Source organism: Pseudomonas sp. LB3P14 (assembly GCF_054898045.1).
This window is the reverse complement of record NZ_CM142714.1, coordinates 869333-888633: the sequence shown is the minus strand read 5'-3', so window position 1 is coordinate 888633 and position 19301 is coordinate 869333. Positions and strand designations below refer to the sequence as shown.

At 59.3% G+C, this 19301-nt stretch carries 18 protein-coding genes; 12 read left to right on the top strand and 6 right to left on the bottom strand.

Features of this window, described 5'->3' with window-relative positions; translation table 11 throughout:
* Positions 1-61: 61 nt before the first annotated feature.
* From idnD to ACYZT5_RS04170, 3 genes are all read right to left on the bottom strand, one after another.
* Complete coding sequence (idnD, locus tag ACYZT5_RS04180) at positions 62-1114, bottom strand: L-idonate 5-dehydrogenase (protein ID WP_462049933.1); 1053 nt, start codon at positions 1112-1114, stop codon at positions 62-64.
* Between the two features lie 11 nt (positions 1115-1125).
* Entirely contained in the window at positions 1126-2478 is a 1353-nt protein-coding gene (locus tag ACYZT5_RS04175; RefSeq protein WP_462049932.1) for an MFS transporter, read from the bottom strand.
* A gap of 84 nt (positions 2479-2562) precedes the next feature.
* Positions 2563-3330, bottom strand: a complete 768-nt coding sequence (locus ACYZT5_RS04170) for an SDR family oxidoreductase (RefSeq protein WP_462049931.1) — start codon at positions 3328-3330, stop codon at positions 2563-2565.
* Here ACYZT5_RS04170 and ACYZT5_RS04165 point away from each other — a divergent pair.
* From ACYZT5_RS04165 to ACYZT5_RS04150, 4 genes are all read left to right on the top strand, one after another.
* Complete coding sequence (locus ACYZT5_RS04165; RefSeq protein WP_462049930.1) at positions 3329-3526, top strand: hypothetical protein; 198 nt, start codon at positions 3329-3331, stop codon at positions 3524-3526. The two genes, ACYZT5_RS04170 and ACYZT5_RS04165, sit on opposite strands and share 2 nt — an antisense overlap.
* A 79-nt stretch (positions 3527-3605) precedes the next feature.
* Positions 3606-4310: a FadR/GntR family transcriptional regulator gene (locus ACYZT5_RS04160; protein WP_462049929.1), complete on the top strand. Its 705-nt coding sequence runs from the start codon at positions 3606-3608 to the stop codon at positions 4308-4310.
* Positions 4311-4372: 62 nt separating this feature from the next.
* A complete protein-coding gene (locus ACYZT5_RS04155; RefSeq protein WP_462049928.1) occupies positions 4373-5626 on the top strand; it encodes an enolase C-terminal domain-like protein in 1254 nt (417 codons plus the stop codon).
* Between the two features lie 120 nt (positions 5627-5746).
* Positions 5747-7054, top strand: coding sequence for an MFS transporter (locus tag ACYZT5_RS04150; RefSeq protein WP_462049927.1), 1308 nt, complete (start codon positions 5747-5749; stop codon positions 7052-7054).
* Here the strand turns inward: ACYZT5_RS04150 and ACYZT5_RS04145 are convergent.
* Positions 7051-8679 carry an IclR family transcriptional regulator domain-containing protein gene (locus ACYZT5_RS04145; RefSeq protein WP_462049926.1) on the bottom strand — a complete coding sequence of 543 codons (1629 nt, stop codon included), beginning with the start codon at positions 8677-8679 and terminating at the stop codon, positions 7051-7053. The two genes, ACYZT5_RS04150 and ACYZT5_RS04145, sit on opposite strands and share 4 nt — an antisense overlap.
* Before the next feature lie 180 nt (positions 8680-8859).
* On the opposite strand from ACYZT5_RS04145, the gene ACYZT5_RS04140 reads away from it, so the two are divergent.
* From ACYZT5_RS04140 to ACYZT5_RS04105, 8 genes are all read left to right on the top strand, one after another.
* Positions 8860-9675, top strand: coding sequence for an RraA family protein (locus tag ACYZT5_RS04140; protein WP_462049925.1), 816 nt, complete (start codon positions 8860-8862; stop codon positions 9673-9675).
* A complete protein-coding gene (locus ACYZT5_RS04135; RefSeq protein WP_462049924.1) occupies positions 9672-10127 on the top strand; it encodes a nuclear transport factor 2 family protein in 456 nt (151 codons plus the stop codon). Before ACYZT5_RS04140 ends, ACYZT5_RS04135 begins: the two co-directional genes overlap by 4 nt.
* Complete coding sequence (locus tag ACYZT5_RS04130) at positions 10124-11530, top strand: aldehyde dehydrogenase (NADP(+)) (RefSeq protein ID WP_462049923.1); 1407 nt, start codon at positions 10124-10126, stop codon at positions 11528-11530. The genes ACYZT5_RS04135 and ACYZT5_RS04130 overlap by 4 nt, the downstream gene beginning before the upstream one ends.
* Before the next feature lie 12 nt (positions 11531-11542).
* A complete protein-coding gene (locus ACYZT5_RS04125) occupies positions 11543-11857 on the top strand; it encodes a Dabb family protein (RefSeq protein ID WP_462049922.1) in 315 nt (104 codons plus the stop codon).
* 77 nt (positions 11858-11934) lie between these two features.
* Positions 11935-13338, top strand: a complete 1404-nt coding sequence (locus tag ACYZT5_RS04120) for an MFS transporter (RefSeq protein WP_462049921.1) — start codon at positions 11935-11937, stop codon at positions 13336-13338.
* A gap of 27 nt (positions 13339-13365) precedes the next feature.
* Entirely contained in the window at positions 13366-14445 is a 1080-nt protein-coding gene (locus ACYZT5_RS04115; RefSeq protein WP_462049920.1) for a mannonate dehydratase, read from the top strand.
* Positions 14446-14505: 60 nt separating this feature from the next.
* Positions 14506-16038 (top strand): UxaA family hydrolase, encoded by a 1533-nt coding sequence (locus ACYZT5_RS04110; RefSeq protein WP_462049919.1) that lies wholly within the window; start codon positions 14506-14508, stop codon positions 16036-16038.
* An 87-nt stretch (positions 16039-16125) separates the two neighbouring features.
* Entirely contained in the window at positions 16126-17379 is a 1254-nt protein-coding gene (locus ACYZT5_RS04105) for an OprD family porin (protein WP_462049918.1), read from the top strand.
* A gap of 42 nt (positions 17380-17421) precedes the next feature.
* On the opposite strand, the gene ACYZT5_RS04100 is transcribed toward ACYZT5_RS04105, so the two are convergent.
* The gene (locus ACYZT5_RS04100) at positions 17422-17787 is read right to left on the bottom strand and encodes an FAD-dependent oxidoreductase (RefSeq protein ID WP_462049917.1); all 366 of its coding nucleotides are present in this window, start codon (positions 17785-17787) and stop codon (positions 17422-17424) included.
* A 129-nt stretch (positions 17788-17916) separates the two neighbouring features.
* Positions 17917-19206, bottom strand: a complete 1290-nt coding sequence (locus ACYZT5_RS04095) for an MFS transporter (RefSeq protein WP_462049916.1) — start codon at positions 19204-19206, stop codon at positions 17917-17919.
* Positions 19207-19301 lie beyond the last annotated feature (95 nt).

Here is a 19301-nt window from a genome sequence, read left to right as displayed (position 1 = left end):
CAGGTCATAAAAAGCTCCTCATAAAAAGGAGGGGCAGATGCAGAAAAGCGGCATGCCGTCTTCAGGCGAAGATCAGCTGCACCTTCGCCGCTTTGCTTTTGTCACCGGCCAACTCCAGCGCCTCGATCACCTGGTCCTGATTGAATTCGGCTGACAGTAGCGGCAGCGGATCGATACGACCGCTCTCCAACCAGCGCACCGAGGTGGTAAACTCGTCGATGAAACGGAATGAACCGACCAGCTTGATCTCTTTGACTAGCAGCAGGCCCAACGGCATCTCGACCGTGTTGTGCCCCATGCCCAATTGCACCACCGTGCCTTTCGGGCGAGTGAATGATGCTGTGGAAGCTATTGCTGCCGGCGAGCCGGACGCTTCGAAGCACACATCGAAGTAACCACCCTCCTCGGCCCATTGTGCCGTTTGCGCGGAATCGGTCGGATCCACGGCGAGCGTCGCGCCCATCTGCACTGCCAGTTCGCGGCAGCGTTCGCTCATATCGGTGGCGACCACTTCGGCTGCACCGGCCTTGAGGGCGGCCGCCATCACCAGACAACCGATCGGGCCGGAACCGGTGACCAAGACCTTTTTACCAACCAGATCCCCGGCCTGATGCACCGCGTGAATGGCCACCGCCAAAGGCTCGGCGAAAACCATCACGCTGTCTTTGGAGCTATCGGCATACGGTACGCACTGCTGTTCCGTGACCGCGACGTATTCGGAAAAACCGCCATTTACATGGGGATTGAACTGCGCGCTGCCCATGAACTTCATGCTGCGGCAGACATTCTGTTTGCCCTCCAGGCACAGCGCGCACTTGTTGCACGGCTGCGACGGATTGACCGCGATCCGCTGACCCACTTTGAGTGCGCTGCCGGTCGGCACGGCTGCAATCACCCCGATGAATTCATGACCCAGCACCAGCGGGTTCTTGAGGATCGACATACCGGCCTTGGCATGCTGGTAGTAATGGATGTCGGAGCCGCAGATGCCGCCACGACTGACTTTGACCAACACTTGCTCCTGGGCGGAGTACGCGAGCGGCAGCGATGTGTGGCGAACGTCCTTGATCCCGTAGGCGACACACGCGCGGTTTTCTATTGTTTGAATGGCCATTGTGATTTACCTCATGCCTCGGAGTGTTTGCCCAAAGGGCGATCGGATTTGGATTCGGCGTTTGGAAGCTCGACGACCTCGATCTTGCCCACCAGAAATGTGTAAGCGAGAAAGCCCATCAGTGCGACGGCGGCGATGTAGAACATCGCGTACTGGAAGCTGTGCGTGCGCTCCAGAATCACCCCAATGACGATCGGACTGATGATCCCCGACAGATTGCCGAAGATATTCAGGAAGCCACCGAGAGTGCCGATCAGGTGCCGTGGAATGACGTCACTGCATACCACCCAGCCCAGATTGGAGAAGGCATTGGCGAAGAACGCCACCGACAGAATCGCGATGGCAATCACCGGCTGGTCTTCGAAAAAATTCACCAGGCAAATACTGGTGGTCACTGCCAGCCCGAGCATTACCGGAATCTTGCGCGCCTTGGTCCGCGAGTGACCACGTTTGAGCAGCATGTCACTGAGCACACCGCCGCAGAGCACGCCGCACATGGCCATCAAGTACGGAAACATGGCGCCGATCCCGGCTTTGGCAATCGACAGCCCCAAGCCTTTTTCCAGATAGACGATGAACCAGGTGAGGAAGAAATACAGGGTCGAGGACGCCGCGAATTGCGCGATAAACAACCCCCAGACCGTTGGCTGGCGCAGCACATGGCGCACGTCCGGCCAGTTGACCTTCGTGCTGTTGCCCCGCTGGTTGGCCGAACCATAGCCGCCACCGTCGCGGATCATGTCCAGTTCCGCCTGGTTGGCCTTGGTGCTGTCCTGCGGATCGCGATAAGCGATCAACCAATAGATACCGAATACGATGCCCACTGCGCCAGAGAGATAGAACGATGCTTCCCAGCCCCAAGTGGCGACGATATACGACAGCACCGGGGTCAGCACCGCCAGGCCAATGTATTGCGCGCTCGAATAAGTCGCCGTGGCCCGCGCCCGTTCATGATCGGGGAACCAGTTGGCGATGATCTTGGTGTTAGAGGGAAAGGACGGTGCTTCGGCCACGCCGATCAAGGCACGACAGACCAGCAGCATCACAAACGACGCCGACGCGGTGGCGAACAAATGATGGGAGGCGAAGCCCATGAGGAAGGTGAAGACACTCCACAGGATGATCGCGCTGCCGTACAAACGCCGTGGGCCCACGCGGTCGAGTACATAGCCGACCGGGACCTGGCTCATGGCATAGAACCAGGTGAACATCGAAAACAGCAGACCCAACTGGGTCGGCGACAGGGAGAACTGGCCCTGGATGGCCGAGCCGGCCACGGACAGGTTGGCCCGATCCATATAGTTGATCGCCGTGACCACAAACAGCATGGCCAAGACCGAAAGTCTTGCGCGTGTGGGTTTCATCGCTCTACCTATTTATTTGTATTTATCAGGTAAGTTCTTGCGCCCGCGAGCATGGCCACCGGCTGCCACGCTCGCGGGGTTGGATCACAGCGTGGCCAGCCAGCCTCCATCGACGTAGATGATCTGGCCGCTGACGTAGTTGGAGGCCTGGGATGAGAGGTAAACAGCGGTGCCAATCAATTCGTCAGCACGGCCCCAACGCTGCGTCGGGTTGCTGCTTTTGACCCAGCGATCGAAGTCTGGGTTGTCCACCAGTGCCGAGTTCATTTCGGTGAGGATGTAGCCTGGCCCGATGGCGTTGCACTGAATATCAAACTGCGCCCACTCGGCAGCCATGGCTTTGGTCAACATCTTGATGCCGCCCTTGGCCGCGGTATAAGGCGCGACCGTGGCGCGCGCCGCTTCGCTGGTCAGCGAGCCAATGTTGATGATTTTGCCGCCACGACCGGCGGCCACCAGGCGCTTGGCCACCGCCCGACCAACGATGAAGGCACTGGTCAGGTTGACGTCCAGCACCCGCTGCCAATCGGCCAGCGCCAGCTCAAGCATCGGTTGCCGGTGCTGTATGCCGGCGTTGTTGATAATGATATCGACCAGCACGCCCTGGCTGTCGAGTTCGCGGAACACCGCCTCCACCGCCGCTTCATCCGCAACATTGAAGAGATGGCCCGTGGCGTGATGCCCCTTGGCGGCGAGCTGGCCGATGGCGTCTTCCATCCGCGCGGCATCGGTGCCGTTGAGAATCACCGTGGCACCCGCCTCTGCAAGACCCAGGGCATAGGAAAAACCCAAGCCGCGGGTGGAGCCGGTAATCAGTGCGGTGCGTCCGCTCAAATCAAAGAGTGATGACATGATTTCCTCGCTTTTCAGCCATTTTTTGTTCTTGAGCCGAAGTCCTGACACGCCTGGCAAAGACGCTTTTCTCATCATCTCAACCTATAACATGACTAATAAGTTGAAAGAGAATATCGGGCTGATCGGACAACCTTGCGCTATCCTGATCCCGTTTTCAGGCAATAATCAAGAAATTAATCAGTTTTATTCCTGAACGGCTATTTACTTCTTCGAATTCTTGGCGGAAGGTGCTACAAAGATTGCTACTTATGTGACGAGCTAAAAACAACAAAATGAACACTGAAATCGTCAAAACGCAAAACACCGTCAACATCGTTTACGAGCAGATGAAGCGCAACATTCTGGAGGGGCTTTGGCCGCCCGGCAGCAAGCTGCCCTCCGAGTCCGAGCTGATCGCTACCTTCGATGTCAGCCGGGTCAGTGTGCGTAGCGCGGTTCAACGCCTGCGCGGCCTGGGCATTGTGGTGACGCATCAGGGCAAAGGCACCTTCGTCATCAAGGACCTCGAGCAACACGGCCTGCTCAATGACAACCAGCCGATCATGCACCTGTCTCAGGAAGAGTTTGAAGACATGCGCGTCTTTCGCCAGGCCGTGGAATTTCGCTGCATGGAGTTGGCGGTGGTGAACGCCACCAGCGGCGACATCGCCCTGCTGGAAGCGGCTCTGAACCGGATGCTGGTGAACAAGGATGATTACAAACGCTATTCCCTGGCCGACTTCGACTTCCACTACGCAATCGTCAAGGCCTCGCACAACAAGATCTTCATCCATGCCATGGATTCGATCCGGCACATCTATTTGTACTACCTCGAAGAATTGAATCGCGTACTAGGCATCACCCTGGAAAGCGTCAATGCGCACATCAAGGTCTACATGGCCATCAAGAACCATGACGCCGTCGCCGCCGCCGAAACCCTCAATGAGGCGATGGCCAACAACGTAGACGCGATCAACGAAGCACGACACATCGAGTAATGGGCCAACGCTGGCGACTGACTTAAGACTTATGCAAACGACGGTTTAACCGGGAGACCGAGATGGAATCTATAACAATCACAAACGTAAAAACGATTCTCACCGCCCCAGGCGGTATTGATCTGGTGGTCGTGAAGGTGGAAACCAATCAGCCGGGCCTCTACGGTCTGGGCTGTGCGACCTTTACCCAGCGCATCTTCGCGGTCGAGGCGGCCATCGAGCAGTACATGAAGCCCTTCCTGATTGGCAAGGACGCGCTGCGCACCGAGGACATTTGGCAGTCGGCGGCGGTCAGCGGTTACTGGCGTTCCGGGCCGATCATAAATAACGCGTTGTCCGGCGTGGACATGGCGCTGTGGGACATCAAGGGTAAGGTCGCCGGACTGCCGGTCTACCAGATGCTCGGTGGCCGCTGCCGCGATGGCGTGCCGCTTTACCGGCATTGCGACGGTGAAGACGAAATCGCCGTGGAAGACAGCATTCGTGCGGCAATGGAAGAAGGTTATCAGCACGTACGCTGCCAGATGGGCATGTACGGCGGCTCGGGCACCGAGGACCTCAAACTGATCGCCGGCAAACTGGCCAGAGCCAAAAACATCCAGCCGAAAATTTCCCCACGCAACAAGACCCACGGTATCTACTTCGATCCGGACGCTTACCTGCGCGCTGTGCCGAAGCTCTTCGATCATCTGCGGGACAAGCTCGGCTTCGGTGTCGAATTCATCCACGATGTACATGAACGGGTATCGCCAATCGCCGCCGTGCAACTGGCGAAGAACCTCGAGCAACATCAACTGTTTTTCCTCGAAGACCCGGTCGCACCGGAAAACATCGAATGGCTGAAAACCCTGCGCACACAGAGCTCGACACCGATTTCCATGGGTGAGTTGTTCACCAACGTTAACGAATTCAAACCACTGATTCAGAACAATCTGATCGACTTCATCCGCTGCCACGTCAGCACCGTCGGTGGCATCACCCCAGCGAAAAAGATCGCCACCTTTGCCGAGTTCCATGGCGTACGCACAGCCTGGCACGGACCGGGCGACATCTCACCAATCGGCGTCGCCGCCAACCTGCACCTGGACCTGAGCACCACCAACTTCGGCATCCAGGAATGGACCCCGCTCAACGACAATTTGCTGGATGTCTTCCCCGGATGCCCGGAAATCGACCGAGGCTACGCCTACCTCAGTGACCGCCCGGGCATCGGCGTGGACATCGACGAAGAGAAAGCCAAACGCTATCCATGCCAGGGCGGCATTCCGAGCTGGACCAATGCGCGCCTGCCAGACGGCACGGCGGCTCGCCCCTGAGATTGTCTGACGCCGTCGAGGGCAAGCCGCCCTCCCCTGGCTTGTCGGCGACGACCCCAGACCTGACCCGCATCACCTGAATGCAACACCCTCGCCTACAACAAAAATGAAGGGCCATTCATGAGTACCGTCAGAGATACAGCTCTCCCTACCGGAGACACCCCCGCCACCGTCCAGTCGAAGTCCGAAGGTTTCGCGACCAAACGCTGGTTCTATCTCATCCCACTGATCTTCATCACCTACAGCCTGGCCTACCTCGACCGAGCTAACTACGGTTTCGCCAGTGCCTCCGGCATCGAGCAGGACCTGAACATCAGCAAGGGCACCTCGTCGCTGATCGGTGCGCTGTTCTTTCTCGGCTACTTCTTCTTCCAGGTCCCCGGCGCCATCTACGCCCAACGTTACAGCGTGCGCAAACTGGTGTTCTGCAGTCTGATCCTGTGGGGATTTTGCGCCATGGCCACGGGCCTGGTGACCAACATCCCGATGCTGATGATCATTCGCTTCTCGCTGGGGGTGGTCGAAGCCGCGGTGATGCCCTCGATGCTGATCTTCATCAGCAACTGGTTTACCCGCAAGGAACGCTCGCGGGCTAACACCTTCCTGATCCTTGGCAACCCGATCACCGTGCTATGGATGTCGGTGGTCTCCGGTTACCTGATCAATGCCTGGGGCTGGCGTGAAATGTTCATGATCGAAGGTGCCCCAGCCATACTGTGGGCCTTCGTCTGGTGGCGTCTGGCGCGGGATAAACCCGAGCAAGCCAGCTGGCTGAGCCGCGAAGAAAAGGACCAATTGGCCGCCACCCTGGCCGACGAACAAAAAGGCATGAAGGTGGTACGCAACTACCGTCAGGCGTTCACCTCCCCATTGGTGATCAAGCTGTGCCTGGTGCATGCGCTGTGGAGCATCGGCGTGTACGGCTTCATCATGTGGCTGCCGTCGATCATCAAACAGGCCTCGGCGTCTGACATTGTCACCACTGGCTGGTTGAGTGCCGTGCCCTATGTTGCGGCGGTGGTGACCATGCTGGCGGTGTCCTGGGCCTCGGACAAAACCGGCCAACGCAAACTGTTCGTCTGGCCGCTGCTGGCGCTGGGCGCCCTGGCGTTTCTTGGTTCTTACCTGCTGGGTTCGACGCACTTCTGGCTGTCATTTAGTCTGCTGACCATCGCGGCGGCGGCGATGTACGCACCTTACGGTCCGTTCTTCGCGCTGATCCCGGAGCTGCTGCCAGCTAATGTATTCGGCGGCGCCATCGGTCTGATCAATGCCTGTGGCGCATTGGGGGCGTTTCTCGGTTCGTGGATTGTCGGCTATCTGATTGGCCTGACTGGCAATCCGGGGGCGGCGTATATCTTCATGACAGCGGGAATGTTGGCGGCGGCGGTCATTATGGGATTGGTTGTGGTGCGGCGCGAGGCTTAGCTATCTAGCCCCCTGCGACTCACTCCCCATGCCGTTTGATGCGCATCAATCCCAATGACGTTGGGGGTGATCTGAAACAGACAACCTGAAGCCGGTGCTGTACCGAGCGTTTCTCTGCTCAGTTCATGTCGGGCACTGGTGATGTACAGGACGTCTTTGTTCGGCCCGCCAAAAGCCAGATCAGTCGGGCTGGGCACTGGCAGTCCGATCATACGATCAAGACTGCCATCAGCATTGAGACGTACCAGACTCCAACCATCACGCAGGGTGGTCCAAACCCCTCCCTCGCTGTCCAGCGCCAAGCCACTGAGTCGACCGGACCCCTTGGGCATCGAGGCCAGACGGCGGACACTGCTGCTGCCAAATTGCATCACATACACGCTGCCGGAGTCAGGCCCCACGGCATACAGGGTTTGCCCATCGGCGTCCCAGCAAAATGCACTGATACGCTCCTGAAACGACCAGGGCGTGCGCAACTCGCCTTGCGCGGTCAACTCGCCAACCTTGCAGCCGCCAGCATTGCTCAAACAGGCCCAAAGGCTTCCGTTCGGGTGGCTGGCAAGCCCCAGCAAAGGCTTGCCTGGCCAACCCGGCAACGGATGTTCCTGCCCCTGCTGGTCCAGCAATGACCAGCCGTTGGCGTGAGCAATCAGCAGCCCTTCGCGATGCAACTCCATGGCTTGCACCGGCGCGTCGAGACGGGCGAATACCCGCTCGCCTTTAGCATCCAGTACCCGAATCGTCGGCGCCAGGGTGTCAGCCCAATACAGACATTGCTGCCCATGGGACCAACGCGCGAATGCGCCATTGAACGCCCAAGGTCCCTCCACCAGTTGCACTTCGCTGTCGGCAATACGCACCTGAGACTCACTCAACTGGGCACCGACCCGGCGAGCGGCGTCGGTCAGTTCCGGCCCCAATAATTCCAGGCGTTCCAGCGTCAGGCGATAGGCCGGCCCGGCGACGCTCAAGGCACCGCGCACCTTGCCCGAATTGTCGCGAATCGCTGCCGCGACACAGCGCACACCCAAGACAATCTCTTCGTCGTCGATGGCGTAACCACGGGCGCGGGTGATCTGCAACTCGGCGTGCAATCGCCGGCGATCGGTGATGGTCAGGGGCGTCAGCGCAGTGAGTGTCAGGCCCTTGATGATCTCCTCGCGCCTGGTTTCATCCAGCGCGGCGAGTATCGCCTTGCCCTGCCCGGTGCAATACACCGGCTTACTTCGCCCCAGGGCTGCGGCCGAGCGAGTGGTGTGTGCGCCGTCGCAGCGCTCCAGCGACATCACCTGATTACCGTCGAGCACAGCCAGGTAGGAGGTTTCCCCGGTCAGGTCGCGCAGGGCACGCAACTCGAAACTGGCAGCGGCCACCAGATCCGGCATCAAGTAGGCGTTACGCACCAGTTCCAGGTAACGAAACCCCAATCGATAGACCTTGCGCAACGGATCGCGCCGGATCATGCCGCGCTCGACCAGGCTGGCGATGATCCGGTAGAGCGTGGTGCGTGGCAGCGCCACCTGCTCGGCAAGATCGCTCTGGCTCAGGCCGTGGGGCGCCGAACCGATTGCCTCGAGTACGTCGAGCGCCTTTTCCAGTGCGCCGGTGCCTTCTACTGCCGCCATGACAAATTCCCACCATATGGAACTTAGATAGAGACCCACGATATGCGGCGTTTGAAATAAGTCAATCAAGTCTTAGGATCAAGCCATCGCAGGACGATGCGCCAAGCGCAAGTCCCAAAATGCGGGAATAGACGTCCTGCACTGTTTCAAGTTGAACCGCTGATCTTCAGGAGAACAACAATGACCACGATCCACCAGTACGCCGATGCCTACGACAACTCGGCCAATCGCCAAGTGGCCGTCAGCGACGAAGTGCTCGCCAAGCTCGCGACCTGCAGCAGCGGCTCGTTAACCACGCAATTGTTCAAGCTGGGCTTTCGCCAACCGGCGCTAGTCGGTCTGCGCCCGATGAGCAAAGACATCAAACCCTTCGCCGGGCGTGCCTACACCATGCGCTTCATTCCGGCCCGCGAAGACATCGACACGTATGGCACCATGACCACCAAGCCCAACGGTGACAATCTGCAATGGCAAGGTGTCGAGCAGATCCAGCCCGGCGATGTGCTGGTGATCGACAGCCAGAACGATCCTCGCGCGGCCTCGGCCGGCAACATTCTGGTGACCCGGCTGTTGGCCCGCGGCGCCAAGGCGATTGTCACCGACGGCGCGTTGCGCGATGGCAGCGAAATCGCCGCCCTGCCGCTGCCCGCTTACGCCCGGGAAATCACCGCGACCACACGTATCTCCTACCACCATGTTGCCGACTTGCAGGTACCGATCGGCTGCGCAGGCGTAGCGGTCTATCCCGGTGACGTAATCGTCGGCGACGCCGATGGCCTGACCGTGGTCCCCGCGCATCTGGCGGCAGAACTGGCCGAGTACTGCTCGCTGCAAGACGACCTCGAAGATTACCTGGGCATGCGCATCGCCTCGGGTGAAGCCCTGTGGGGCATCTACCCGCCAAGCCCTGCGGCGATTTCCGACTATCACGCATGGATCGCCGCTGGTCGCCAGCCGATCCCGAGCATCATCGCCAGCAAGGAGTCCAAGCGATGAGCCAGCAAGCCCGATACGCCGCATTGATCCGTCGCTACTTCGCCGCCTGCAATGCCGCCGACCACGCTGCCCTGGTGTCATGTTTTACCCCGGACGCCGTGCACTACTTTCCCGCCGGCTTGCCGGAAATTCCGTGGCGCAGCGCCGAAACCATCGCCGCCAAATGGGTATGGTGTGTGGAAAATCTCGGCTCGCAATGGACCATCGAAAAAATCCTGGTCAGCCCCGACAGCCCGGAGGCGGTGATCGAATGGACCCACTGGAAAGGCAAGCTCGGCACCGCCTTGCGTGGTGACGAATGGTATGTATTCGACGAGCAAACCGGCTTGATCAAGGAAATCCGTGCCTATTACGCGTCCCCCGCCGATCAGGCAGTGACGATCAATGAGTTGGTCGACTTCGATTACAGCGGCCGTGGCTACCACCTGGAACCCCAAGGGAATCGCTCATGAAAAGCCCGGAAATAATCCTGATCGATCAAGCTGTAGAGGCAGCGGCTAACTCGGCACCCTTGTGGGCCGAGTCGAAAGCCGGCCTGCGTATCCAGTTGCTCAATGGCCTGGCCGACGCCCTGGAGCGGCATCAAGTCGAACTGATCGCCATTGCCGATGAAGAAACCGGCCTGGGCGTGGCACGCCTGACCGGCGAAGTGGCCCGTACCGCTTTCCAACTGCGCGGTTTTGCCGATGCGATCGAAGCCGGTGTGCCTTACGCCGTGGTCGACGACCAGGCCATTGCCGGTGCACCGCCCGCCGGTCGCCCACATCTGACTCGGGTGCAACAGGCACTAGGGCCGGTAGCGATGTTCTCGGCCAGCAACTTCCCGTTCGCTTTTTCCGTGCTCGGTGGTGATACCGCATCAGCCCTGGCTGCCGGTTGTCCGGTGGTGGTGAAAGCTCACTCCGGCCACCCGCGATTGTCTCGCGCCGTACACGAAGTGGCGCTGGGCGTACTCTGCGCGCAAGGTTTGCCCACCGGATTGCTGGGACTGGTGGAAGGTGCATCCCGCGCAGCCGGCGTGCATCTGGTGGAACACCCGAAAATTGCCGCCGTGGCCTTTACCGGTTCCTATCAAGGTGGCACCGCCTTGTGGAAAGTCGCCAACGCGCGGCCACGTCCAATTCCGTTCTATGGCGAGCTGGGCTCGATCAACCCGTTGCTGGCGCTGCCGGAAATTCTTGAGCGCGACGGTGAAAGTCTGGCCAAGTCGCTGGCGGCCTCCATCACCCTGGGCTGCGGCCAGTTCTGCACCAGTCCTGGCGTGATCGTGCTGTTCGACCATCCGGCCAGTGAGCGTTTTGTCGAGCAGTTCGCTGCAGCCCTGCAACCCTTGAGCACTCACCGGATGCTCACGCCGAGCATGCGCCGTGGCTTCGATGACGGCGTCGCTCGTCTTCAACAGGCCCCGGCGGCTCGCCCGCTATTGCAGCCACACGCCGATACCGAAGGTCCGGCGCCAAGGCTGTTTGCCGTCGACGCCCAGGCCTTTGTCGAGGATGCGCACTTGCGCGAAGAAATCTTCGGTCCGGCGGCGGTTGTGCTGAAGGTCACTTCCGTGGCTCAGGCCATCGACGTATTGAACGCCATCGGCGGCAGCCTGACTGCGACCCTGTGGGGTTTCGAACAGGCCAGCGATGACAACCGCGCGCTGATCCGCGCCGCCCGCCAGATCGCTGGACGGGTGTTGTTCAGCGGCGTACCGACCGGTGTAGCCGTCACTGCCGCACAGCAACACGGCGGACCGTGGCCGGCCTCGACCCAACCACAAAGCACTTCGGTGGGGTACGCCGCGCTCGAACGTTTCCTGCGCCCCGTGGCGTTGCAAGACGCCCCTGTCTGGCTGCTCGACGAATAAGGAGTCCGGAAAATGATGAAGCACATTGTGATGTTCCGCCGCCTGCCCGGCAGGGAGCAAAACGTCGAACTGGAAACCCATCTGATCCAGTGGATGCGCGACCTGCCCAAGGACATCGACTTTGTCCGCGACTGGAAAGTCTCGGCCAATGAACTGGATCGGCCGATCTGCTGGGACTACCTGCTGGAGTCGAGCTTCGATGACGCCGCCGCCGTGCAGCGTTACCTGCCCCACCCGGCCCATGTGGCACTGATCACCGAATTGAAGACGTACTTCGAGTGGGTCGCCATCGATTACACAGAGGACACCGACCGACAGGCCGCCTGATCACTCACTCACGACGCGGGTCTTGCTTGCCCGACGCCTGACGCACTCGCGACAACAATAATTATATGAGGCACCAAATGAACAATACTGAGCGCTATGCGCTGGCCGGTGCCCCCGACCAGCCAGCGATTGCCGGCATGGGTGTTGATCACCCTGCCGCTGCGAGGCCTGCTGTGGCCAAAACCAGCTATCGGTTTCTGATACTCGCGCTGATCACGATCGTGCTGGCCCTCAGCACCGGTGACCGCGCCGCACTGTCGGTGGCCGGCACCGATATGGGCAAGGAGCTGGGTATCAGCGCGGTGGAAATGGGCTACCTGTTTTCCGCGTTCAGCTGGGCCTATGTGATCTTCCTGATTCCTTCCGGCTGGCTGACCGACTGGATCGGTTCCAAACGCTCGATGATGCTCGCCGTGGTGGTGTGGTCCTGCTTTACCGTGATGATGGGCATGGTGCATTTCATCGGCATGATCGTACCCCTGTTGCTGGGACTGCGCTTTTTGCTGGGCGCTGCTGAATCACCAGTCGGCCCGGCCTCGGGACGGATCATCGCGGCCTGGTTCCCCTCGTCTGAACGGGGCGTTGCCGGGGCCATCTTCAACAGCGCGCAATACCTGTCGCTGGCGTTGTTCACACCGATCATGGGCTGGCTGTGCTACCGGTTCGGCTGGGAATACGTGTTCATTATCATGGGCCTGATCGGCCTGGTGATTGGCGCGGTCTGGTGGAAGCTCTATTACCTGCCCATCGATCATCCGAAAATGAACGCCGAGGAACTCGAATACATTCGCGCGGACGGCGGTCTGGTAGACCTCGAAGGGCTCAAGGCCAAGGGTGCACAAAGCAAAGGCATGAAGCTCGGGGAAATCGGCCAGCTGTTTCGCAGCCGTATGCTGGTAGGGATTTTCATCGCCCAGTACTGCATAACCTCGATAACCTGGTTCTTCATGACCTGGTTCCCGATCTATCTGGTCAAGGAACGTGGTTTCGACATTCTCCAGGCCGGTTTCATCGCGGCGATCCCCGCACTGTGTGGCCTGGTAGGCGGCGTCTCCAGCGGCTTCATTTCCGACCGTTTACTGAAAAAAACCGGTTCGCTGAGCCTTGCCCGTAAAACCCCGATCACCATCGGCTTGCTGCTCAGTTCCAGCATCGTGCTGTGCAACTACGCCGACAGTGCCTGGCTGGTCGTTGCGCTGATGAGCGTGGCGTTCTTCGGTAAGGGCTTCGGCTCTTTGGGCTGGACGATTGTCGCCGACACCGCCCCCAAAGAGCTGATCGGCACCACCGGCGGTGTGTTTAACGCCTTCGGCAACACGGCCGGGATCATCACCCCGGTGGTGATCGGCTACATCCTGCAAAGCACCGGTTCCTTCGACGCGGCCCTGCTCTACGTCGGCGCCCACGGCCTGCTCGCAGTGGCTAGCTACTGGCTGATCGTCGGCAAGATCAAGCGCTTCGAACTGAACAGCGCATCCTGACAACAAGGCGTGAATGAGGTATTCCCGATGAAAATGATTTTCCGCTGGCACGGTCCGAAAGACCCCATCAGCCTGCAATACATCAAGCAGATCCCAGGCCTGTACGGCATAGTTTCCTCGCTGTACGACATGCCGCTGGGCGAAGTCTGGCCTGCGGATCGCATCCAGAGCCTGCGCAGTGCCGCCGCCGCGCACCACTTGAAGATGGACGTGGTCGACAGCTTCCGCGTGCATGAAGAGATCAAGCTCGGCAAATCGGGTCGAGAAGCACTGATCCCGCAGTACATCGAAACGCTGAAAAACCTTGCTGCCAGCGGCATCAAGATTGTCTGCTACAACTTCATGCCGGTGTTTGACTGGACCCGCACCCATATGGAGTATCAACTGCCGGACGGCTCCAACACCCTGGCGTTCGAAGCCGCGTTGGTGGACAAGCTCGACGTCTCCAGCGGCGTGATTCCGCTACCGGGTATCGGCACCAAATATCCGCCACAAAAACTCCAGGCACTGCTGGAAGAATACAAAGGCGTCAGCACCGAGCAGATGTGGAGCAATCTCGAGTACTTCCTCGGGAAGCTGGTGCCCGTGGCCGAACAACTGGGCCTTAAGCTGGCGCTGCATGCCGACGACCCGCCCCGTTCAGTGTTCGGCCTGCCGCGCATCATCAAGAACATCGAAGACCATCGTCGGGTGCTCGACATCATCGACTCGCCAGCCAATGGCCTGACCCTGTGCAGCGGTACCATCGGCTCGGACCTGAACAACGATGTGCCGGCCTTCATCAACGAATTCGCCGCCCGTCAACGCGTGCACTACGTGCATCTACGCAATGTGAAGGTTGCCGATAACGGCGACTTCTACGAGTGCGCACACCCGACAGAGTGCGGTTCCCTGGACATGGCGGAAATCATGCGCGCCCTGCATGACGCCAACTTCAGCGGCTACGCCCGGCCGGACCACGGTCGCATGATCTGGGGGGAAACCGGCGTGCCGGGCTACGGTCTGTACGACCGCGCACTGGGCATCATGTACCTGCAAGGCCTGTGGGAAGGCATCGCCAAACAGAAAAGCAAAGCCCTCCTCAAGTCCCTCAGCTCCGTGGCCTGATGCACATGTCGATGGGTACAAAACCCATCGACAGCCCAATAACAAGAACTGGAGAGTTCCATGACTACCCGTGAAGTCAGCCCCGTCATTCGCCTCGACCCTGCCGACAATGTCGTGGTGGCCCGTGTCGCCATCGCTGGCGGTACACCGATTCCCGGCGAAGGTATAACGACCCTGCAAGAAATACCGCTAGGCCACAAGATCGCCACGCGCAGGATCGGGCAAGGCCATCCAGTGCTTAAATACAACACGGTCATCGGTTACGCCAGTGAAGACCTGGCGCCTGGTACCTGGATGCACAGCCACAACATTGCCTTTGGCGAAACCGACCGCGACTATCGCTACGGCCTTGACTACGTGCCCACCGACCTGCTGCCGCCGGAACAGCGTGCAACCTTCCAGGGCATCGTACGCAAGGATGGACGCGTGGCAACGCGCAATTACCTGGGTGTGTTCGTAGTCGGCAACTGCGGCGCCACCGTCGCCCGGAAAATCGCCAACCACTTTGACGACCAACGCCTGGCGGATTACCCCAACATTGATGGCGTGGTGCCGTTCGTTCACGAAATCGGCTGTGGCATGGAAATGACTGGCGAGCCCATGGACCTGTTGCGTCGAACCATCGCCGGGCATATACGCCACGCGAATACCGCTGGTGGTTTGTTGATTGCCCTCGGCTGCGAACGCAACAACATTTACGGTTTCATCGAGCAAGAAAAACTCAAAATCAATGATCTGCTCAAAACCCTGGTGATCCAGGATGTCGGCGGCGTGAAAAGCGCGGTCGCACAAGGCATCAAACTGATCGAAACCATGCTGCCCGAAGCCAATCGGGTCAAGCGTGAGCCGGTGTCGGCCGAGCACTTGATGATCGGTATGCAATGCGGCGGCTCCGATGGTTTCTCGGGGCTGTCGGCCAACCCGGCGCTGGGGGCTGCGGTGGATATTCTAGTGCGCCATGGCGGCACGGCGATTCTCTCGGAAACCTCAGAAATTTTCGGTGTGGAGCACACGCTGACAGCACGGGCGGTGACCCCGCAGGTCGGCCGCAAGCTGATCGAACGCATCGAATGGTGGCTCAAGTACAACGAAGGTCGCGACACCCAGATCAATGGACGGGTCAGCCCCGGTAACAACGCCGGCGGCCTGGCCAATGTTCTGGAAAAATCCCTCGGCGGCGCCAAGAAAGGCGGCAATGCACCGCTGATGGAGGTCTATGAGTACGCTTATCCGGTCACCACTCACGGCCTGGTGTTCATGGACACCCCCGGCTATGACCCAGTGTCTGCCACCGGCCAGATCGCCGGCGGCGCCAACATGATCGCCTTCACCACCGGACGCGGTTCGTGCTTTGGCTCGGTTCCCGCGCCAACCTTCAAGCTCGCCAGCAACTCGCCCATGTTCAACCGCATGAGCGATGACATGGATATCAACTGCGGGCAGATCATTGACGGCGACAAGAGCATCAAGGAAATGGGCCAGGAGATCTTCGAACGCCTGCTGGCCCATGCGTCCGGCGAGAAGACCAAAAGCGAACTCAATGGTCTGGGCGAGGATGAGTTTTGCCCGTGGCAGATTGGCGTACTGGCCTGACAAACCGCTTCATCCCACAACAACAAAAATAACGCTGCACTCTGCGCGGCATGGCCACGCCATGCCCGCAATTCCCTTGGAGAGACCATGCACAATAATAAGAAAGCGTTTCTGGGCACCACCCTGCTCCCTCTCGGTCTGTTCGCCCCGTCAGCGTTCGCTGCGGGTTTTGCCGACGACAGCCATGCCACGTTGCAAACCAGTAACTTCTACATGAATCGGGATTTTCGCGAAGATGCCGGGGTGTCCAAACGAGAAGAATGGGCGCAAGGCTTCGTGCTGGATTTTCGTTCGGGCTACACCCCGGGCACGCTCGGTTTTGGCGTCGATGCGCTGGGTATGCTGGGGCTCAAACTCGACTCCAGCCCTGATCGCAGCGGCACCGGTTTGTTGCCGGTTGGCCATGACGGGCGAGCGCCGGATCAGTACAGCAAATTCGGTTTAGCGGCCAAGGTCCGGGTATCCAAATCCGAAATGAAAGTCGGCACACAGATTCTCAAATACCCGACCATTGCCTCCAGCACCGGACGAATCCTGCCGCAGACTTTTCAAGCCGGCATCCTGACCGCCAAAGAGCTCGACAATTTCACGTTCACCTTTGGTGATATCAATCGCACCACGTTGCGCGACTACTCGCACAACCAATCGCTGACCCTGGTAAACAAAAACAAACGCTTCAGCAGCACACCGGATGCCGACGATTTCAAACTGGGTGGCGCGGATTACGCGATCGGCAAAAGTCTGACCCTCAGCTACCAATACGGTGAGCTGGACAACATTTACCGACAACAGTACATCGGCCTGGTACACAACCTGGCGCTGCCGCTCGGTGCGTTAAAAAGCGATGTGCGCTACTACGTCAGCAACGAGGCCGGTGACGCACGTGCCGGCAAGGTCGACAACCGCACCCTCAATGCGCTGTTCACCTACACGCTCAGCGGTCATGGGGTTGGCCTTGGTTACCAGGGACTCAGTGGTTCGACTGCCATGCCGTATGTGGTCGGTACCGACGCTTACCTGACCAACTACATGATGGCCAACGACTTCATGGAACGCGGCGAGCGCTCATGGCAGCTGCGCTACAGCTACGACTTTGCCGCCCTCGGGATTCCCGGCCTGACTTTCGCCACCCGCTATACCAAGGCCGATCACGCCAGCCCGGCGACCGTTGCCGGAGAGGGCCGTGAGTGGGAGCGTGACACCGACCTGGGCTACACCGTCCAAAGTGGCGCCCTGAAGAACGTCAGCGTGCTTTGGCGCAACGCTGCATTGCGCTCGAACTACCTGCGCGATATCGACGAAAACCGATTGATCGTGAGTTACACCCTTCCATTGTTTTGACCGCGCAGGGGTTGTAAGCCCTCCAATGTCTACATCAGTCTCTCAAGGCAAGGCACCCAGTAGCCGGCAATAGGTAATCCCCGCTGCCAAATAGAGGCGTTGTAAGCCGTGGAATGGAATTCTGCGAAGGGGCGTGATCGGAAACGGAAAGTCCTGCGTCGCCCCCGACAGCTTCGCGGCCAGATGCCTGCCTAACGCCGTGGACAGGTGCCAGCCTTGTCGTTGCCGTTGCAGCCCCGTGACGCGACTGTGACCGTGGATCATCGCGCCCTGCCCCATTGCGGCCTTCGCCGGGCCACGAGCATAACTCAATGGATGCAAGCTGCCGGCCCGCGGGTCGACCCAGCCACCCAGATAATTCTCGGTACCAATACGTTGACTGACAGCTGCTCGGTCCAGCAGCTCCACATCGAAACCCCGTCGTTGCAGAGCAGGCCTGGTCTGACGACTGTCGCTTAAACCAGTTCCGAACGCTGTACCGAGGGCAGTTCTGGCCCCCGGTGCAGTTTTTTGGGCCCGAATTATTCCCCCCTTCACTCACGTGGCATCAGCAGTCATCACATCACCTGAATTCTCCGGTTTCGCACCTCGCACCATAACCAGCACCACAACCGCCCCCGCAGCTGCGGCGATACTCGCCAGAACGAACGCCGTGTTGTAACCCCCTCCGTACTGCACAACATAGCCAGTCAAGGCTGGGGCCAACAGCCCCGCCAAATTCGCCAGCAAGTGAACAAAACCACCGGTCCCTCCAATGTGCTCGGAAGGCACAATTTCTTGCAACAAAATCCAGCACAGCTGTGGCGACATGAACAGGAACAGATTGCCAAGGGTGATAAGCACCACCGCACTGGTCAGGTCGGACGTGCGCGACACCAGCAACACTGAAACAGCCGCTACGGCGAGCCCGAGGATCAGAATCGATTTGCGGGCAAACACACCTTTGCCAGTCTTGCGCAGAATGGCGTCCGAAGCGGTGCCTCCAGCAAGAAAACCAATCGCCGCTCCCACCCAAGGGATCATGCCGATGATGCTCATGCTTTTGACGTCCAGGTGCTGATAGTCGGTCAGGTAGCTGGGCAGCCAGCTCAGGAAGAAATACATCACGTAGTTGGAGCAAAAATAGGCAAACGCCACAGCCAGCACCGGCACGGAAAAGATGTAATGCCAGACGCTGTGCTTGCCCGCCTGACTCGCCACTGGTTGACGGGCGCGACTGCTCTCAATCAGCTCACACTCTTCAGCCGTCACTCGTGAATGCTGTGCGGGCTTGTCCTTAAACATCAGACACCAAGCCGCCAACCAAACCAACCCCAACAAGGCGATGACCACGAACGACACCCGCCAGCCATAGTGCCAGGCCACCAGGCCGACTATCGGCGCGGCAATCGCGGCACCCAATGGCTGTCCGCAGCTGGACAGACCTAAAGCGAACGCGGCCTCCTCCCGGGGAAACCAGTTGGTGACAGTCTTGTTGGTGGTACTACCCATCGGTCCTTCGCCGATGCCAAACAGCACCCGGCAGATCAGCAATTGAGTGAAGTTGCCCATCAACGCGGTGAGGCCGCAGAACACTGACCAGAACGCCGCCGCGCAGCCGAACACGCGTTTAGGTCCAAAACGGTCCGAGGCATAACCGCCAATAAAACAGAACACGCAGTAGCCCAGGAAGAAACTGCTGAACAGAATCCCCATCTGTGCGTCGTCGATTTTCAGGTCTTGTTTGATCAAGGGAGCGGCCACCGACAAGGCTGCGCGGTCGAGGTAATTCAGCATGCCGGCAAAGAATAGTAAGGCAGCGACGACCCAACGATATTTTTTATTCATGTGCGTTACCTGACTCAGGGAGTGGCTTATTTTTATGGCGACCACGCACCCATACGTAAGCTCACATCGCGCGGCGGTTCGATATACGAAGTTCA

What these genes read in the sequence shown, in the direction of transcription:
- ACYZT5_RS04160 (WP_462049929.1), top strand. Translation starts at nt 3,606, where the DNA reads ATGAACACTGAAATCGTCAAAACGCAAAACACCGTCAACATCGTTTAC.
- ACYZT5_RS04135 (WP_462049924.1), top strand. Translation starts at nt 9,672, where the DNA reads ATGAGCCAGCAAGCCCGATACGCCGCATTGATCCGTCGCTACTTCGCC.
- ACYZT5_RS04165 (WP_462049930.1), top strand. Translation starts at nt 3,329, where the DNA reads ATGATTTCCTCGCTTTTCAGCCATTTTTTGTTCTTGAGCCGAAGTCCT.
- ACYZT5_RS04170 (WP_462049931.1), bottom strand. Translation starts at nt 3,330, where the DNA reads ATGTCATCACTCTTTGATTTGAGCGGACGCACCGCACTGATTACCGGC.
- ACYZT5_RS04130 (WP_462049923.1), top strand. Translation starts at nt 10,124, where the DNA reads ATGAAAAGCCCGGAAATAATCCTGATCGATCAAGCTGTAGAGGCAGCG.
- ACYZT5_RS04175 (WP_462049932.1), bottom strand. Translation starts at nt 2,478, where the DNA reads ATGAAACCCACACGCGCAAGACTTTCGGTCTTGGCCATGCTGTTTGTG.
- ACYZT5_RS04150 (WP_462049927.1), top strand. Translation starts at nt 5,747, where the DNA reads ATGAGTACCGTCAGAGATACAGCTCTCCCTACCGGAGACACCCCCGCC.
- ACYZT5_RS04155 (WP_462049928.1), top strand. Translation starts at nt 4,373, where the DNA reads ATGGAATCTATAACAATCACAAACGTAAAAACGATTCTCACCGCCCCA.
- ACYZT5_RS04125 (WP_462049922.1), top strand. Translation starts at nt 11,543, where the DNA reads ATGATGAAGCACATTGTGATGTTCCGCCGCCTGCCCGGCAGGGAGCAA.
- ACYZT5_RS04140 (WP_462049925.1), top strand. Translation starts at nt 8,860, where the DNA reads ATGACCACGATCCACCAGTACGCCGATGCCTACGACAACTCGGCCAAT.
- ACYZT5_RS04120 (WP_462049921.1), top strand. Translation starts at nt 11,935, where the DNA reads ATGAACAATACTGAGCGCTATGCGCTGGCCGGTGCCCCCGACCAGCCA.
- ACYZT5_RS04095 (WP_462049916.1), bottom strand. Translation starts at nt 19,206, where the DNA reads ATGAATAAAAAATATCGTTGGGTCGTCGCTGCCTTACTATTCTTTGCC.
- ACYZT5_RS04110 (WP_462049919.1), top strand. Translation starts at nt 14,506, where the DNA reads ATGACTACCCGTGAAGTCAGCCCCGTCATTCGCCTCGACCCTGCCGAC.
- ACYZT5_RS04145 (WP_462049926.1), bottom strand. Translation starts at nt 8,679, where the DNA reads ATGGCGGCAGTAGAAGGCACCGGCGCACTGGAAAAGGCGCTCGACGTA.
- idnD (WP_462049933.1), bottom strand. Translation starts at nt 1,114, where the DNA reads ATGGCCATTCAAACAATAGAAAACCGCGCGTGTGTCGCCTACGGGATC.
- ACYZT5_RS04105 (WP_462049918.1), top strand. Translation starts at nt 16,126, where the DNA reads ATGCACAATAATAAGAAAGCGTTTCTGGGCACCACCCTGCTCCCTCTC.
- ACYZT5_RS04115 (WP_462049920.1), top strand. Translation starts at nt 13,366, where the DNA reads ATGAAAATGATTTTCCGCTGGCACGGTCCGAAAGACCCCATCAGCCTG.